Source organism: Aeromonas genomosp. paramedia (genome assembly GCF_023093515.1).
Taxonomy (GTDB): domain Bacteria; phylum Pseudomonadota; class Gammaproteobacteria; order Enterobacterales; family Aeromonadaceae; genus Aeromonas.
In genome coordinates, this window is sequence record NZ_JAAROG010000020.1 from 310,928 (window position 1) to 325,310 (window position 14,383).

The following is a 14,383-nucleotide window of genomic DNA, read 5'->3' on the forward strand; positions in this document are numbered from 1 at the left end:
ATCAATAAAAAGGGGAAGCAGATTCAATGGAGGGGGCCGGCCCCGTTTTGCTCCAGTCGCCAGCGCAGCAATGCCCGATCAAAATCTACCCTTGTCTGAGTGATATATCGCTCCGACCGTTGCAAAAAGCACGCGAGATGATCCCGATGGATCTGCGCCCGCTTCACCACGAACCGTGCCGGCTCGTGGGAGGTGCCGTCCCGCCGCTTGCGTTCACGCCACTCCACCCTGAAGTTCAGCCCGTCACGCAGGGCAACCATTTCCGACGAGTCATAGAAACGATCGCGCTCATGAAAGAAACCGGCCAACGCAGAGGCCGACACGTCCAGCGCCCGGCAGAAGACCTTGAAGTCGATAAACCCCTCGTCATCCGCTTCGGCCAGACAGCGGGCAATCAACACCTCATCCGGCCATATCTCGTCATCTCTTGCCTTGTCCATTTTCCCCCCTAGCCACTTGCACTATGGCATTCCACCTGATCAATGCAGGTTTGGTCCCAGCCAGCGCTCGGCCTCCACCAGCGTCATGCCCTTGCGCTGGGCATAGTCTTCCACCTGATCGGGCTGGATCTGCGCCACCGCGAAGTACTTGCTCTCGGGGTGGGAGAAGTACCAGCCGGACACCGCCGCCCCCGGCCACATGGCGTAGGACTCGGTGAGCTTCATGCCGATGGCCTGCTCCACATCCAGCAGCTCCCAGATGCTGCCCTTCTCGGTGTGCTCCGGGCAGGCCGGGTAGCCGGGCGCCGGGCGTATGCCGCGATAGTTCTCGCGGATCAGCTCCTCGTTGCTGAGGGCCTCGTCCGGGGCATAGCCCCAGTGCCGCTTTCGCACCTGCTCGTGCAGGTACTCGGCGAAGGCCTCGGCGAGACGGTCGCACACCGCCTGGATCAGGATGGCGTTGTAGTCGTCGTGATCCGCCTTGTAGGCTTGCGCTATGGCCTCCTCGCCGATGCCGCCGGTCACCGCGAAGGCGCCGATCCAGTCGGGCTTGCCGCTCTCCTTGGGGGCCACATAGTCCGCCAGACAGTAGTTGGGGAAGCCCTGCTTCTCGCTCTGCTGGCGCAAATGGTGCAGCACTTTTTTCACCTCGCTGCGCGACTCGTCGGTATAGACCTCTATGCTGTCCCCCACGGCATTGGCGGGGAACAGGCCTATGATGCCGGCGCAGCGCACGCTCTGATCCTTTTCCAGCCGATCCAGCATGGCGTTGGCATCGGCAAACAGCTTGGTCGCCTCTTCGCCGATGATCTCGTCTTCCAGGATGCGCGGATACTTGCCCGCCAGCTCCCAGCTCAGGAAGAAGGGCGTCCAGTCGATGTAGGGGCGCAGCACAGAGACGGGCACGTTCTCGAAGGTCTGCACGCCGGGCTCGCGGGGTTTGGGCGGCTGATAGTTCACCCAGTCCAGCTGATGACGGTTGGCGCGGGCATGGGCCAGGGAGACCGGCTTGGAGCGAGGCTGCTTGCGGGCATGCTGATCCCGCGCTATCTCGTACTCCTTGTCGATGCGGGCGACGAAGGCGGGCTTGAGCTCGGGGTTCAGCAGGCTCTGGGCCACCCCGACGGCGCGGGAGGCGTTCGACACATAGACCACGGGTTCGGAGTAGTTCTGCTCTATCTTCACCGCGGTGTGGGCCTTGGAGGTGGTAGCACCGCCGATCAAGAGCGGCAGCTTGAAGCCCTGGCGCTCCATCTCTTTCGCCACGTGCACCATCTCGTCCAGGGAGGGGGTGATGAGGCCGGACAGGCCTATGATGTCCGCTCCCACTTCCCGCGCCGTCTTGAGAATGGTCTCGCAGGAGACCATGACCCCGAGATCGACGATCTCGTAGTTGTTGCACTGCAGCACAACCCCGACGATGTTCTTGCCGATGTCGTGCACGTCCCCCTTGACGGTGGCCATCACGATTTTGCCGTTGCTGGAGCCACCTGACTTCTCCGCCTCTATGTAGGGCTGCAGGTAGGCGACCGCCCGCTTCATCACCCGCGCCGACTTCACCACCTGGGGCAGGAACATCTTGCCGGCGCCGAACAGGTCACCCACCACGTTCATGCCGTCCATCAGCGGCCCCTCGATCACGTGCAGCGGCTTCTCGGCCCCGGCCCGCGCCTCCTCGGTATCCTCCTCGATGAAGTCGGTGATGCCCTTGACCAGGGCATGCTCCAGCCGCTTGCCCACCGGCCAGCTGCGCCACTCCTGATCCCGGGGATCCTCGGCCTGGGCGCCGGCGCCGCGATACTTCTCGGCGATGGCGAGCAGATCCTCGGTGGCACTGTCATTGAGGTTCAACACCACGGCCTCGACCTTCGCCTTCAGCTCCGCCGGAATGTCTTCGTAGATGGCGAGCTGACCGGCGTTGACTATCCCCATGTCCATGCCGTTCTGGATGGCGTGGTAGAGGAAGACGGCGTGAATGGCTTCCCGCACCGGCTCGTTGCCGCGGAAGGAGAAGGAGACGTTGGAGACGCCGCCGGAGATCATGGCGTGGGGCAGATGGGTCTTGATGTCCTTCACCGCCTCGATGAAGTCCACCGCGTAGTTGTTGTGCTCGTCGATGCCGGTCGCCACCGCGAAGATGTTGGGGTCGAAGATGATGTCTTCCGGCGGGAAGCCGACCTGATCAACCAGGATCCGGTAGGCCCGCTGGCAGATCTCGAACTTGCGGGCACGGGTATCGGCCTGGCCCACCTCGTCGAACGCCATCACTATGACGGCGGCGCCGTAACGGCGCAGCAGCTTGGCCTGCTCGATGAACTTGGCCTCCCCCTCCTTCATGGAGATGGAGTTGACCACAGGCTTGCCCTGCACGCACTTGAGGCCCGCCTCCAGCACCTCCCACTTGGAGGAGTCGATCATCACGGGCACCCGGGCGATGTCCGGCTCGCCGGCGATGAGGTTGAGGAAGCGCACCATGGCCGCCTCGGCGTCCAGCATCCCCTCGTCCATGTTGATGTCGATGATCTGGGCGCCGCTCTCCACCTGCTGCTTGGCCACGTCCAGGGCCTCGTCGTAGAGCCCCTCCTTGATGAGGCGCTTGAACTTGGCCGAGCCGGTGACGTTGGTGCGCTCCCCCACGTTCACGAACATGGACTCGGGGGTGATGATGAGGGGCTCGAGGCCGGACAGCCGGCAGGCCACCGGCAACTCGGGCAGGGCGCGGGGCTTGATGCCCGCCACGGCGTCTGCCATGGCGCGAATATGGGTCGGGGTGGTGCCGCAGCAGCCCCCCACCAGGTTGAGAAAGCCGCTTTGGGCCCACTCGCGGATATGCTCCGCCATCTCGCCCGCGTCCAGATCGTACTCGCCGAAGGCATTGGGCAGACCGGCGTTGGGGTGGGCGCTGACATGGGTCTCGCTGATGCGGGACAACTCCTCCACGTACTGGCGCAGCTCGTCCGGTCCCAGCGCACAGTTGAGGCCGAAGGAGACGGGTTTGACGTGGCGAAGCGAATGGTAGAAGGCTTCCGTGGTCTGGCCCGAGAGGGTGCGGCCTGAGGCATCCGTGATGGTGCCGGAGATCATCACCGGCAGGCTGTAGCCCAGCTCATCGAACACCAGATCCACCGCGAAAGCGGCCGCCTTGGCGTTCAGGGTGTCGAAGATGGTCTCGATCAAGATGAGGTCGGCGCCCCCCTCGATGAGGGCGTGGGTCGATTCTGTGTAGGCGGCCACCAGCTCGTCATAGGTGACGTTGCGCTTGCCGGGGTCGTTCACGTCCGGCGAGATGGAGGCGGTGCGGTTGGTGGGGCCCAGGACCCCTGCCACGAAGCGCGGCCTGGCGGGATCCTTGGCCGTCCATTCGTCCGCCACGGCACGGGCCAGACGGGCCGCCTCGCGGTTGATCTCGGCCGAGAAGGCTTCCATCTCGTAATCGGCCATGGCGATGCGGGTGGCGTTGAAGGTGTTGGTCTCGAGGATGTCGGCCCCGGCGGCACAGTATTGATCGTGGATCTCGCGGATCACCGCCGGCCGGGTCAGCACCAGCAGATCGTTGTTGCCCTTGATGTCGGTATGCCAGTCGGCGAAGCGCTCGCCGCGGTAATCCGCTTCACCGAGCCTGTACCCCTGGATCATGGTGCCCATGGCACCGTCGATGATCAGGATCCGCTCCTTGAGACAGGCTTCCAGTTTCTTTTTTATGTCCGACTTCTTGCTCGACTCTATGCTCGACACCGCTTCTACCCCTTACATCCATGCAACTGCGTGAGCTCCATCCTAGCAGCAAAAAAATCAAATGGAAATCTAGCCGTCTATCTGTCCGAAATCTCGAGCATATACTCACAAATGGGTAATGAGTAAGATGTGGCCCGAGAGTACCCTATGCCCGTCCTCAACGGGGATACGTGCTTGCTGTTTACTAAAGAGAAAAATAACTATGAGCGTCTACTACACACTCTGTTTCTTGGCAGCGTTGGCGATCTTCATCGCCTTTGCCAACCAGTATGTCGTGAAGATCCAGACCACCATCGCCATCACCGCAGGATCCATGCTGATCTCCGCCCTGATGGTGCTGTTTGGTAAGTTGGGTTGGTTCAATCTGGAACCTCTGGCCGTCGAGACCATGGAAAGCATCGACTTCCAGAACTTCCTGCTGAAGGGGATCCTCGGATTCCTGCTGTTTGCCGGCGGTCTCGGCATCAATCTGAAGGCATTGCGCAGCCAGAAGTGGGAGATCACCATTCTCTCCATCGCGGCGACCCTGCTCTCCACCTTCCTCATCGGCTACGGCTTCTGGTTCATCGCCAGGCTGCTGGGCTGGGAACTGCCGCTGGTCTACTGCATGCTGTTCGGTGCCCTGATCTCCCCCACCGACCCCATTGCCGTGCTCGCCATCGTCAAGAAGATGAAGGCGCCGCCCCAGATCGCCATCCAGATCGAGGGGGAGTCCCTGTTCAACGACGGGGTCGGCCTGGTGATCTTCGCCACCGTGTTTGCCGTGGCCTTTGGCGGCGTCGAGCCCACCTTCGGCAGCGTGGCCGGCCTGTTCCTGCATGAGGCCCTGGGCGGCATCCTGTTCGGCGCCGTGCTGGGCCTCATTGCCCACGTGATGATCAGCGCCACAGACGACGGCTCCCTGGAGCTGCTGCTGACCCTGTGCATCCCGACCGCGGGCTTCGCCTTTGCCAACATGATCGGCGTCTCCGGCGCCCTGGCCATGGTGGTCACCGGCATCATGATAGGCAACTGGACCCGCCACTCCGGCTTCTCCGAGCAGAGCCGCCACCACCTGGATCACTTCTGGGAGTTGATGGATCAGTTCCTCAACGCCCTGCTGTTCCTGCTGATCGGCCTGGCCCTGGTGCTGCTGGATCTCGCCTGGCAAGACTGGATCCTGCTGGTCATCGCGGTGCCGCTCTGCCTCTCCGCACGCTTCATCAGCGTCTCCCTGCCCTATGTGGCCTTCCGCAAGTTCCGCAGCTACAACCGCTTCTCGGTGCGCATCCTCACCTGGGGCGGCCTGCGCGGCGGTCTGGCCATGGCCATGGCACTGGCGCTGCCCTCGGGGGTCATGGTGCTGCCGGAGCACGGCGTCGATCTGCGGGAAGTGATCCTGGTGATGACCTACTCGGTGGTGATGTTCTCCATCGTGGTGCAGGGCATGACCATCACCCCCATGATCACCGCCGCCAAGAAGGCCAGCGGCGACTACTGAGTCAGTCGCAGGCCGTGACCGGCAAAGGCAGAAGGGCTCCCTCGGGAGCCCTTCTCGTTGGCGGCGCGGCAGTGAAAAATACGCCACCGTCGTAACATCGCACAATTAGTGTTTGCTTTTTATTCATTTCGAGGAGAGAATGTGCGCCGGCTAGTTAATCAGCCCTGTTTATGTTCGCAATGCTTCAACGTTAGATGAATCCTGCCAGTACCCACATAACCTTCCTCTGATTTACTCGCCTTGAGAACCGTCAGGCTGTCTGCCTGCGTTGCCCGGCTCTCACGGTGCAGACCCGATCTGCCCACCCAATTTGAACTATGCATCCGCATATTCCTTGATAGTGCAGACGCCCTTATGGGGCTGGGTATTCCTGCGCGGATCTGACCGCGCCCATTGACCTACATTTGCAAATACAAGGAGCAATTATTTAATTTATATAGAGAAATACCATGATGAAAACCGTACAGACACACAAACCCCTGCGTCGCAGCAAACCCATCAACCTGCCCGTGCAAGAGCATGACTATGATGCGTTTCTGATCCAGTTCAGCACCCGCTCCAGCGGTGGCTTCGCCATCTCCTGTGATGGCATCCCTGGCGAGTTCTCCATCGAAGAGCTCAACTGATCCTGCCCACCGGCAGCAACAGATGCAGACAGGCCGCAGCTCACGGCGGCCCCCTTGTCTCCCTCGCCTTCAGCCTTGTGATCCCCGCTTCTGATTGACGGCCCCGCCATCCCTCAGACAGTGCAGGCCTGGGTATCGGCCGCTTCCAGCAACAGACACTCATCGGCATCCTCGCTCAGCCTGACCAGACGGCTGCGCACCAGACCCAGCTTGCCCAGCAGCGCCACGGATCGCTCGTTGCCCGGAGTGACGATGGCGATGACCCGCTCGATGCCGAGCCGCTCCCGCCCATCCTTGAGCGCCGCCCGCGCCGCCTCTATGCCGTAGCCCTGACCGCGAAAGGCGGGCAGGAAGGCGTAGCCTATGTCTTCGCACGGCAGGGTGTCGCGCTTGATGAGCCCGCAGATGCCGATCCTGGCCTCGTCCTCCCGTCGCATCACCAGATAGAGACCGTGCCCGTGGCGGGCATAGCTGACCGCAGGTCCCTGCTGGATGTAGTTTTCGGCATCCGCCAGGGTGCGCACCCCGCGATCGCCGATGTAGCGGTGGAAGTCGCCGTCGTTGAGCAGTTCGAGAATGAAGGGGGCGTCGGTCAGATTGAGCTCGCGCAGGGCGAGGCGCTCGGAGAGGATCATGGCAAGGGCTCGTGTGATGGGAACAACAGCCATCAAGACTGCCCCCACAGCCGGCGCTTGGCAAGATCCCCGACCAAAAGGAGCCGTCATGGAGTGCAACCCGGCCGACCACAGCCCCCGGCAGCCGACATTTAGTCCCAGCCACATGAGTCGCGCGGCGGTTCCGGCTATACTGCCCGCCCTATCCAACAGAACAACAAGCAGGACACCCCCCATGACAGACACCACCGAATTTTTTGACGAACAGACGCTGCTGGAGATGGTTGAAAACCAGCTCGCCGACGGCCATCCCCTGCAGGTGAAAGCCACCCTGATGCGGCTGGTGATGAAGGGCACCCCGCGGGACGAGGCGCTGCAATACATCGCCTGCGCCCTGGGTGCCGAGCTGATGGCCATGGAGGCGGATCAGGGCCCCTTCAACCTGACCCGCTACGCCGAGTTTCTCGACAGCCTGCCCGAGATGCCCTGGGCCGAGTGAGATCCCCGCGTTAGGCAAGGCGGACGACCAGCCATTATCATTACTGCCACCACCAATGACGGGAGTAGGCAGATATGCGCTGGCAAGATCGCCGTGAGAGCAGCAACGTGGAAGACAGGCGCCAGGAAGGCAGTGGCAGCGGGGGCGGCGGCCTGCCCCTCGGTGGCAAGGGGCGCCTGATCCTGATCGTGGTGGTGATGATCGCCGGTTACTACGGCGTGGATCTCAGCCCCTTGCTCGACGAACCGGCCCGGCAGAGCCAGGCGCCGCGCCAGAATGTGTCCCAGCCGGCCAGCGATCCCCTGGCCAGATTCACCTCTGTGATGCTCGCCTCCACCGAAGACACCTGGGGCGAGATCTTCTCCCGAAGCGGCAGCCAGTACCGGCCCCCCAGGCTGGTGCTCTATCGTGGCGCCACCCAGACCGGCTGCGGCCAGGGCCAGTCCGTCATGGGCCCCTTCTACTGCCCCGCAGACAGCACAGTCTACATAGATCTCTCCTTCTATCAGGACATGCGCGACAAGCTGGGGGCCGATGGCGACTTCGCCCAGGGCTATGTGGTCGCCCACGAGGTGGGTCACCACGTGCAGCACCTGCTCGGCATCTCGACCAAGGTGCGCCAGCAACAGCAAGGGCTGAGCCAGGCCGCCCAGAACAAGCTGTCGGTCAAACTCGAATTGCAGGCCGACTGCTTCGCCGGGGTCTGGGGTCACCATATGGAGCGGGAGCAGGTGCTGGAGCACGGCGATCTGGAGGAGGCCCTCAACGCCGCCCAGGCCATAGGTGACGACCGCCTGCAGCAGCGGGGTCAGGGCCGGGTCGTGCCCGACAGCTTCACCCACGGCAGCTCGGCCCAGCGCCTCGCCTGGTTCAAGCGGGGCTTTGACAGCGGCAAGCCCGCCAGCTGCGACACCTTCGCCGCCCGCTGAGCCGGGCCAGACGACAAGGCCGGATCCCCAGGGATCCGGCCTTGTCGCATCCGGCAGACGGGAGATGGGCCTGCCGCTCTGCCGAGGCGCCTGCCCTCAGGGGACCTCATCCGGCAGCAGATCGGTAAAGACGAAGCCATCCCGCACCACTGTCTCCCCCACCCGGATCGCCAGGGGCCGCAGGAACATGGGGCCATCAAAGGCCAGGGTGTGGAACTCGCCGTTCTCGCCGCACGGATCCACCCCGGCGGGCAGCGCCGCCAGCAGCGCCTCGTCGAATTCGTGCCCCCCCAGGCTCATATCCAGTTTTTTCGGATCGAGCGTGCTGATCCTGGCCCTCAAGCCGGCGGCCATCATCTCCTGCGCCAGCTCGTCGGTCTTGCTGCCCCAGAGCGGGAACAGCGGCGCTATGCCCGTGCCCGCCAGCTGCTTCTCTCTATAGGCGCGCACATCCTCGAGGAAGAGATCCCCGAATGCCATGTGGCGGATCCCCATGGCCAGCACCTCGGCGATGAAGCCGGTCATGATCCGGCCATAGTCCTCGTTGCTGCAGGGCCAGGGCAGATCGATGCAGTGCAGTGGCAGCCCCACGCACGCGGCCTGCTCCGTCAGCAACTGCTTGCGCACCCCGTGCATGGCCACCCGCTCGAACGCCTGATTCAGGGTGGTGAAGAGCCCCACCACCTCGATCGCCGGATCCTGGCGCAAGCGATGCAGGGCCCAGGCGCTGTCTTTTCCGCTGCTCCAGGAGAGCAGTACCTTTTTCGTCGTCATGACCTCTCCAATCCCTTGCCGCAAGGTGCTGCAAGACAGTGTTGCGAATTGTGCGATTTACTTCCTGGGATACAAAAGCATACCCTCGTGGGTGAGCGTATCCCCGCAGAGCATGGGGGAGAATAACTAAAAAAACGATGGGAAACATAAGGATATGACTACAGTCAGCACACATCATGACCACAATCGCCCCCTCAACCGACAGGATTACAAGACCTTGAGCCTGGCGGCGCTGGGCGGCGCCCTCGAATTCTACGACTTCATCATCTTCGTCTTCTTCGCCGTGGTGATAGGCGAGCTCTTCTTCCCGGCCGACATTCCCGAGTGGCTGCGCCAGTTCCAGACCTTCGGCATCTTCGCCGCCGGTTACCTGGCCCGCCCGCTGGGGGGCATCATCATGGCCCACTTCGGCGATCTCATCGGTCGCAAGCGGATGTTCACCCTCAGCATCATACTGATGGCGCTGCCGACCCTGCTGATCGGCCTGCTGCCCACCTATGCCACCCTCGGCATTGCCGCCCCGCTGTTGCTGCTGTTGCTGCGGATCCTGCAAGGGGCCGCCATCGGGGGGGAAGTCCCGGGGGCCTGGGTCTTCGTGGCCGAACACGTGCCCGCCCGCCGGGTCGGCGTCGCCTGCGGCACCCTCACGGCCGGGCTGACCGCCGGCATACTGCTCGGCTCCCTGGTGGCCACCGCCATCAACCGCGGCATGAGCCCGGTGGAGGTGAGCGAGTGGGGCTGGCGTCTGGCCTTCGTGCTCGGCGGTGTGTTCGGCATAGTCGCCATGTACCTGCGCCGCTGGCTGCACGAGACCCCGGTCTTCGCCGAGATGCAGGCCAACAAGGCCCTGGCCGAGGAGCTGCCCCTCAAGACGGTGCTTCGTGAACACAAGGGCAGCGTCATGGTCTCCATGCTGCTGACCTGGCTGCTCTCCGCCGGCATAGTGGTGGTGATCCTGATGACCCCGACCTACCTGCAGAAGGTCCACGGCATCAGCCCCGCCGATGCCCTGACCGCCAACTCCCTGGCCATAGTGGCCCTCACCCTGGGCTGCATCTTCTACGGCCGCCTGATAGACAGCCTCGGCAGCGGCCCCACCTTCGTCCTGGGTTCATTGCTGCTGGCCGGTGCCACCTATGCCTTCTACCACGGCCTGGCGGCGGGCATGGAGCAGCTGGTGCCGCTCTACATGCTGGCGGGCTTCGCGGTGGGGATAGTCGGCGCCGTGCCCTATGTCATGGTCAACGCCTTCCCGCCCGTGGTGCGCTTCTCCGGGCTGTCGTTCTCCTACAACGTGGCCTACGCCATCTTCGGCGGGCTCACCCCCATGCTGGTCACCCTCTGGATGAAGAACGACGTGCTGGCACCTTCCCACTACGTGGTCAGCCTGGCCGGTCTCGGCCTTGTGCTGGGTCTCTGGCTCTGGCTGCAACAGCGCACTCGGCGTCAGGCAACGCCACAAACCGCCTGACAACTGCGGGCCCCGGACTGTCGGGGCCCCTTCGTTCCGGCTATATTCAGCCTGGCTGCCGTAGAGTAGCCCCCCCTTAGGCCAGACCCCCGTCTGGCCCTTTGTTTTCCAACCACCCCGAGGTGCAAGATGTTTTTCCAGGTCGTATTCATCGCCTTGCTCGCGCTGCTGCCCATGGTCAATCCCCCCACCACGGCGACCCTGCTGCTGGGATTGAGCAAGGGCATGTCCCGTGAGCACGTACGCCGCCAGATCAACCTGGCCGCCATCTATCTGTTCGCCACCCTCTGCGTCAGCTTCTTCATCGGCTCCTCCATCCTGGATCTGTTCGGGATCTCCATTCCCGGCCTGCGGCTGGCCGGTGGCCTCATCATCGCCTTCATCGGTTTTCGCATGCTGTTCCCCGCCCCCAGCCAGGCCGCAGGGGTCGACATCAACCAGAGCATCGCCTTCGTGCCGCTCACCATGCCCAGCATGTGCGGGCCGGGCACCATGGCCCTGGTGATCAGCGGCGCCGCCCAGATTGCCGAGCTGCCCGACGAGTACAACCGTTTCGTCATCTATGCCGCCATGGTGACCGCCTTCGCCCTGATGAGCCTGCTCAGCTGGGGGGTGCTCAAGCTGGCGGATCCGGTCTGCAAGATCCTCGGTGCCACCGGCATAGACGCCATGACCCGGATCATGGGCTTCCTGCTGGTGTGCATGGGCATGCAGTTCTGCATCAACGGCATCAAGGAGGTGGCGCAGGATCCCGTGTTCCACGGTGCGCCCGCGGTGCAGACGGCCCCGGCGCAGTCACACGCATCCGCCGCCCTCGATCACCTGCCCGCCGCGCGCCAGCCCTGACTGAAAACGCTGTCATCTCGCTCGGGAATCGTCGCCGAACTTGCGCCTGATCATGTTGCCTGCCCACGGACGGCGTAGTGTGTTTTTTATACAGGCAAGGTTCAGAGGGTCGCTGCTAACGTGACCCGCGCAGACCCAATCACTTGAGGAGACATGCAAATGGAAAAGATGCTGACCGAGATTGGAAGCTACAGCCTGTTCCACGAATATCTGAACGTGGTCGGGGCCGTCAGCCCCGCCCTGACCCGGATCAAGAGCGGGTGGGAATACAAGCGAAGCGATCGGCTGGTCGCCCAGATCAGAATAGATCCGCAAGGTCACGCGCGATTCTATATCGACGCCCGTGCCATATCGGCCAACTGAGCCCATCAACCCCCTTCACCCGCCCCGGTCCACTGACCGGGGTTTTTATTGGTGCGCCCCGACAAAAACAAAACCCCGGCTGCGGGCCGGGGTTTGCTTGCATGGGTCATGCCGCTGCGCGGCCAAGCCAGCCTAGGAAGTGCCGCCCACGGTGAGCTGATCCAGCTTGAGAGTGGGCTGACCGACGCCGACCGGCACGCTCTGCCCCTCCTTGCCACAGACCCCGACCCCGCGATCCAGCGCAAGATCGCTGCCCACCATGGAGACCTGGCTCATGGCCTCGGGGCCGTTGCCGATGAGCGTGGCACCCTTGATGGGGGCGGTGATCCTGCCATCCTCGATAAGGTAGGCCTCGGAGGCGGAGAAGACGAACTTGCCTGAGGTGATGTCCACCTGGCCGCCGCCGAAGTTGGGGGCATAGATCCCCTTCTTCACCGAGGCGATGATCTCCGCCGGATCGTGCTGACCCGCCAGCATGTAAGTGTTGGTCATGCGCGGCATCGGCAGGGCTGCGTAGGATTCGCGCCGGCCGTTGCCGGTGAGCGGTACCCCCATCAGGCGGGCGTTCTGCTTGTCCTGCAGGTAGCCCTTGAGGATGCCGTTCTCGATCAGCACGTTGTAGCCCCCCGGCGTCCCCTCGTCGTCGATGGAGACGGAGCCGCGCCGACCCACCAGGGTACCGTCATCGACTATGGTGCAGTGCTTGGAGGCGACCTGCTCGCCGATGCGACCGGCGAAGGCGGACGAGCCCTTGCGGTTGAAGTCCCCCTCCAGGCCGTGGCCCACCGCCTCGTGCAGCAGCACGCCGGGCCAGCCGGCACCCAGCACCACCGGCATGGTGCCGGCCGGCGCGTCTATGGCCTCCAAGTTCACCAGGGCCTGGCGCACCGCTTCGCGCACATAGCCAAACGCCCGGCTCTCGAGCCCGTCCAGCTCCAGGAAGTAATCGTAACCGAAGCGACCACCGCCACCGGCGCTGCCGCGCTCCCGGCGATCCCCCTTCTCGGCGATGACGGTCACCGAGAGGCGCACCAGGGGGCGCACGTCGGCGGCCAGGGTGCCATCGGTGGCGGCCACCAGGATCTCTTCATAGACGCCGCTGATGGAGGCCATCACCTGATTGATGGCGGGATCCAGGCTTCTGGCGAACTTGTCCATCTGCTCGAGCAGGGCGATCTTCTGCTGCTTGTCGAGGGTCTGCAGCGGATCCATGGCGGGATAGAGCAGGTTCGCTTCGGTTCTGGCCCAGGCCTTCACCTTGCCCTGGGCGCCGGCGGCGGCGATGCCGCGGGCGGCGGTCACCGACTGCTGCAGCGCCAGCAGGCTCAGCTCGTCCGAGTAGGCGAAGCCGGTCTTCTCGCCGCTGACGGCGCGCACCCCCACACCCTGATCGATGTTGTAGCTGCCATCCTTGACGATGCCGTCCTCCAGCATCCAGGACTCGTGCCAGCTGCGCTGGAAATAGAGGTCGCCGAACTCCACCTGATGGCTCATCAGGCTGCCGAGCAGCTGCTGCAGCCGCCCCTCGTCGAGATCGTTCGGGGCCAACAGGGAGGCACTAACCTGGCTCAATAGACTCAATCTTTCTCTCCACTCTCGATGCGAGATGTCGTAACGGTTAATTCATCCGGTGTGGCCCGGTGACAAGTTCGTATTCGTAGGGTGCAATGAACGAAGTGAATTGCATCGCCAACCCAAAGATAGACACAGGTGCAATGCGCTTCGCTTGTTGCACCCTACGTCAATCAAGCAAACGGGCGTGCTCCATAACGGGCATGGTGCTTTTCAATTCGTCGACCAACCCAGGCTCCATCTTCACCAGCACGGTGGCTGGGCCCGAATCCTGGCAGGCCAGCACCCGGCCCCAGGGATCGATCACCATGCTGTGGCCCCAGGTCTGGCGCCCCGTCTCGTGGGTGCCCCCCTGATTGGCGGCCACCACGTAGCACTGGTTCTCGATGGCGCGGGCCCGCAGCAGCGGCTCCCAGTGCGCCTCTCCGGTCACGGCGGTGAAGGCGGCAGGCACCAGCAGCACCCGGGCGCCGGCCCCGGCCAGCCGGCGATAGAGCTCGGGGAAGCGCAAATCATAACAGATAGAGAGGCCGAGGGGACCAAAGGGAGAGTCCACCAGCACGCACTCCTGGCCCGGGCTGAAGGTCTCGGACTCCCGGTAGCGGCCGTGGTTGTCCGCCACGTCCACGTCGAACAGGTGGATCTTGTGGTAGTGGCCCTTGAGCTCGCCGCCGGGATCGAACACCAGGGAGCTGGTGTGGATATGGTCGGAACCGGCGATGGTGGTGGGCATGGCCCCGGCCACCAGCCAGATCCCGTACTCCCGCGCCCAGGCGGCCAGCTGGGTCTGGATGGGCCCCTCACCCAGGGCCTCTGCCCCGTCCAGATAGCCCTGGCGCTCGCCGAACAGGGCGAAGTTTTCCGGCAGCAGCACCAGCAGGGGGCGCTCCCTCGGCAACGCCGCCAGCTCGGCGGCAATCTGCTCCCGGTTATCCTGCCAGTGACGGCCCGAGATCAACTGTATGGCGGCTAGCCACATGACGCGCTCCTTGTGATTGGGCAAGCCGCCGGACTCTGCATCCTCGGCTTGCGGG

At 63.7% G+C, this 14,383-nt stretch carries 13 protein-coding genes; 7 read left to right on the forward strand and 6 right to left on the reverse strand.

The features are described from left to right. Positions 1-23: 23 nt before the first annotated feature. Both HB860_RS17035 and metH read right to left on the reverse strand, forming a co-directional pair. The gene (locus HB860_RS17035) at positions 24-440 is read right to left on the reverse strand and encodes a hypothetical protein (RefSeq protein ID WP_247627385.1); all 417 of its coding nucleotides are present in this window, start codon (positions 438-440) and stop codon (positions 24-26) included. A gap of 39 nt (positions 441-479) precedes the next feature. After that, positions 480-4,175, reverse strand: a complete 3,696-nt coding sequence (metH, locus tag HB860_RS17040; RefSeq protein WP_247627386.1) for a methionine synthase — start codon at positions 4,173-4,175, stop codon at positions 480-482. Between the two features lie 202 nt (positions 4,176-4,377). On the opposite strand from metH, the gene HB860_RS17045 reads away from it, so the two are divergent. Both HB860_RS17045 and HB860_RS17050 read left to right on the forward strand, forming a co-directional pair. After that, complete coding sequence (locus HB860_RS17045; RefSeq protein WP_247627387.1) at positions 4,378-5,655, forward strand: cation:proton antiporter; 1,278 nt, start codon at positions 4,378-4,380, stop codon at positions 5,653-5,655. A 449-nt stretch (positions 5,656-6,104) separates the two neighbouring features. Continuing rightward, a complete protein-coding gene (locus HB860_RS17050; protein WP_139439218.1) occupies positions 6,105-6,281 on the forward strand; it encodes a hypothetical protein in 177 nt (58 codons plus the stop codon). 113 nt (positions 6,282-6,394) lie between these two features. On the opposite strand, the gene HB860_RS17055 is transcribed toward HB860_RS17050, so the two are convergent. Beyond that, entirely contained in the window at positions 6,395-6,916 is a 522-nt protein-coding gene (locus HB860_RS17055; protein WP_139439219.1) for a GNAT family N-acetyltransferase, read from the reverse strand. Between the two features lie 214 nt (positions 6,917-7,130). Here HB860_RS17055 and HB860_RS17060 point away from each other — a divergent pair, with 214 nt between their 5' ends. Further along, complete coding sequence (locus HB860_RS17060) at positions 7,131-7,394, forward strand: hypothetical protein (protein WP_111910749.1); 264 nt, start codon at positions 7,131-7,133, stop codon at positions 7,392-7,394. A gap of 74 nt (positions 7,395-7,468) precedes the next feature. Then, on the forward strand, positions 7,469-8,323 hold the full coding sequence (ypfJ, locus tag HB860_RS17065) for a KPN_02809 family neutral zinc metallopeptidase (protein WP_247627388.1): 855 nt from the start codon (positions 7,469-7,471) through the stop codon (positions 8,321-8,323). Positions 8,324-8,419: 96 nt separating this feature from the next. On the opposite strand, the gene HB860_RS17070 is transcribed toward ypfJ, so the two are convergent. Beyond that, the gene (locus tag HB860_RS17070; RefSeq protein ID WP_247627389.1) at positions 8,420-9,097 is read right to left on the reverse strand and encodes an adenine nucleotide alpha hydrolase; all 678 of its coding nucleotides are present in this window, start codon (positions 9,095-9,097) and stop codon (positions 8,420-8,422) included. A 154-nt stretch (positions 9,098-9,251) separates the two neighbouring features. Here HB860_RS17070 and HB860_RS17075 point away from each other — a divergent pair, with 154 nt between their 5' ends. The 3 genes from HB860_RS17075 to HB860_RS17085 all read left to right on the forward strand — a co-directional run bounded on the left by HB860_RS17075 (position 9,252) and on the right by HB860_RS17085 (position 11,777). Next, entirely contained in the window at positions 9,252-10,568 is a 1,317-nt protein-coding gene (locus HB860_RS17075; RefSeq protein WP_247627390.1) for an MFS transporter, read from the forward strand. Positions 10,569-10,697: 129 nt separating this feature from the next. Beyond that, positions 10,698-11,414, forward strand: coding sequence for a MarC family NAAT transporter (locus HB860_RS17080; protein ID WP_247627391.1), 717 nt, complete (start codon positions 10,698-10,700; stop codon positions 11,412-11,414). Positions 11,415-11,573: 159 nt separating this feature from the next. Next, a complete protein-coding gene (locus tag HB860_RS17085; RefSeq protein WP_247627392.1) occupies positions 11,574-11,777 on the forward strand; it encodes a hypothetical protein in 204 nt (67 codons plus the stop codon). A 132-nt stretch (positions 11,778-11,909) separates the two neighbouring features. On the opposite strand, the gene tldD is transcribed toward HB860_RS17085, so the two are convergent. Both tldD and HB860_RS17095 read right to left on the reverse strand, forming a co-directional pair. Further along, complete coding sequence (tldD, locus tag HB860_RS17090) at positions 11,910-13,358, reverse strand: metalloprotease TldD (protein WP_162519299.1); 1,449 nt, start codon at positions 13,356-13,358, stop codon at positions 11,910-11,912. A gap of 160 nt (positions 13,359-13,518) precedes the next feature. Beyond that, the gene (locus HB860_RS17095) at positions 13,519-14,328 is read right to left on the reverse strand and encodes a carbon-nitrogen hydrolase family protein (protein ID WP_247627393.1); all 810 of its coding nucleotides are present in this window, start codon (positions 14,326-14,328) and stop codon (positions 13,519-13,521) included. Positions 14,329-14,383 lie beyond the last annotated feature (55 nt).

What these genes read in the sequence shown, in the direction of transcription:
- HB860_RS17035 (WP_247627385.1), bottom strand. Translation starts at nt 440, where the DNA reads ATGGACAAGGCAAGAGATGACGAGATATGGCCGGATGAGGTGTTGATT.
- HB860_RS17045 (WP_247627387.1), top strand. Translation starts at nt 4,378, where the DNA reads ATGAGCGTCTACTACACACTCTGTTTCTTGGCAGCGTTGGCGATCTTC.
- HB860_RS17050 (WP_139439218.1), top strand. Translation starts at nt 6,105, where the DNA reads ATGATGAAAACCGTACAGACACACAAACCCCTGCGTCGCAGCAAACCC.
- HB860_RS17055 (WP_139439219.1), bottom strand. Translation starts at nt 6,916, where the DNA reads ATGATCCTCTCCGAGCGCCTCGCCCTGCGCGAGCTCAATCTGACCGAC.
- HB860_RS17060 (WP_111910749.1), top strand. Translation starts at nt 7,131, where the DNA reads ATGACAGACACCACCGAATTTTTTGACGAACAGACGCTGCTGGAGATG.
- ypfJ (WP_247627388.1), top strand. Translation starts at nt 7,469, where the DNA reads ATGCGCTGGCAAGATCGCCGTGAGAGCAGCAACGTGGAAGACAGGCGC.
- HB860_RS17070 (WP_247627389.1), bottom strand. Translation starts at nt 9,097, where the DNA reads ATGACGACGAAAAAGGTACTGCTCTCCTGGAGCAGCGGAAAAGACAGC.
- HB860_RS17075 (WP_247627390.1), top strand. Translation starts at nt 9,252, where the DNA reads ATGACTACAGTCAGCACACATCATGACCACAATCGCCCCCTCAACCGA.
- HB860_RS17080 (WP_247627391.1), top strand. Translation starts at nt 10,698, where the DNA reads ATGTTTTTCCAGGTCGTATTCATCGCCTTGCTCGCGCTGCTGCCCATG.
- HB860_RS17085 (WP_247627392.1), top strand. Translation starts at nt 11,574, where the DNA reads ATGGAAAAGATGCTGACCGAGATTGGAAGCTACAGCCTGTTCCACGAA.
- HB860_RS17095 (WP_247627393.1), bottom strand. Translation starts at nt 14,328, where the DNA reads ATGTGGCTAGCCGCCATACAGTTGATCTCGGGCCGTCACTGGCAGGAT.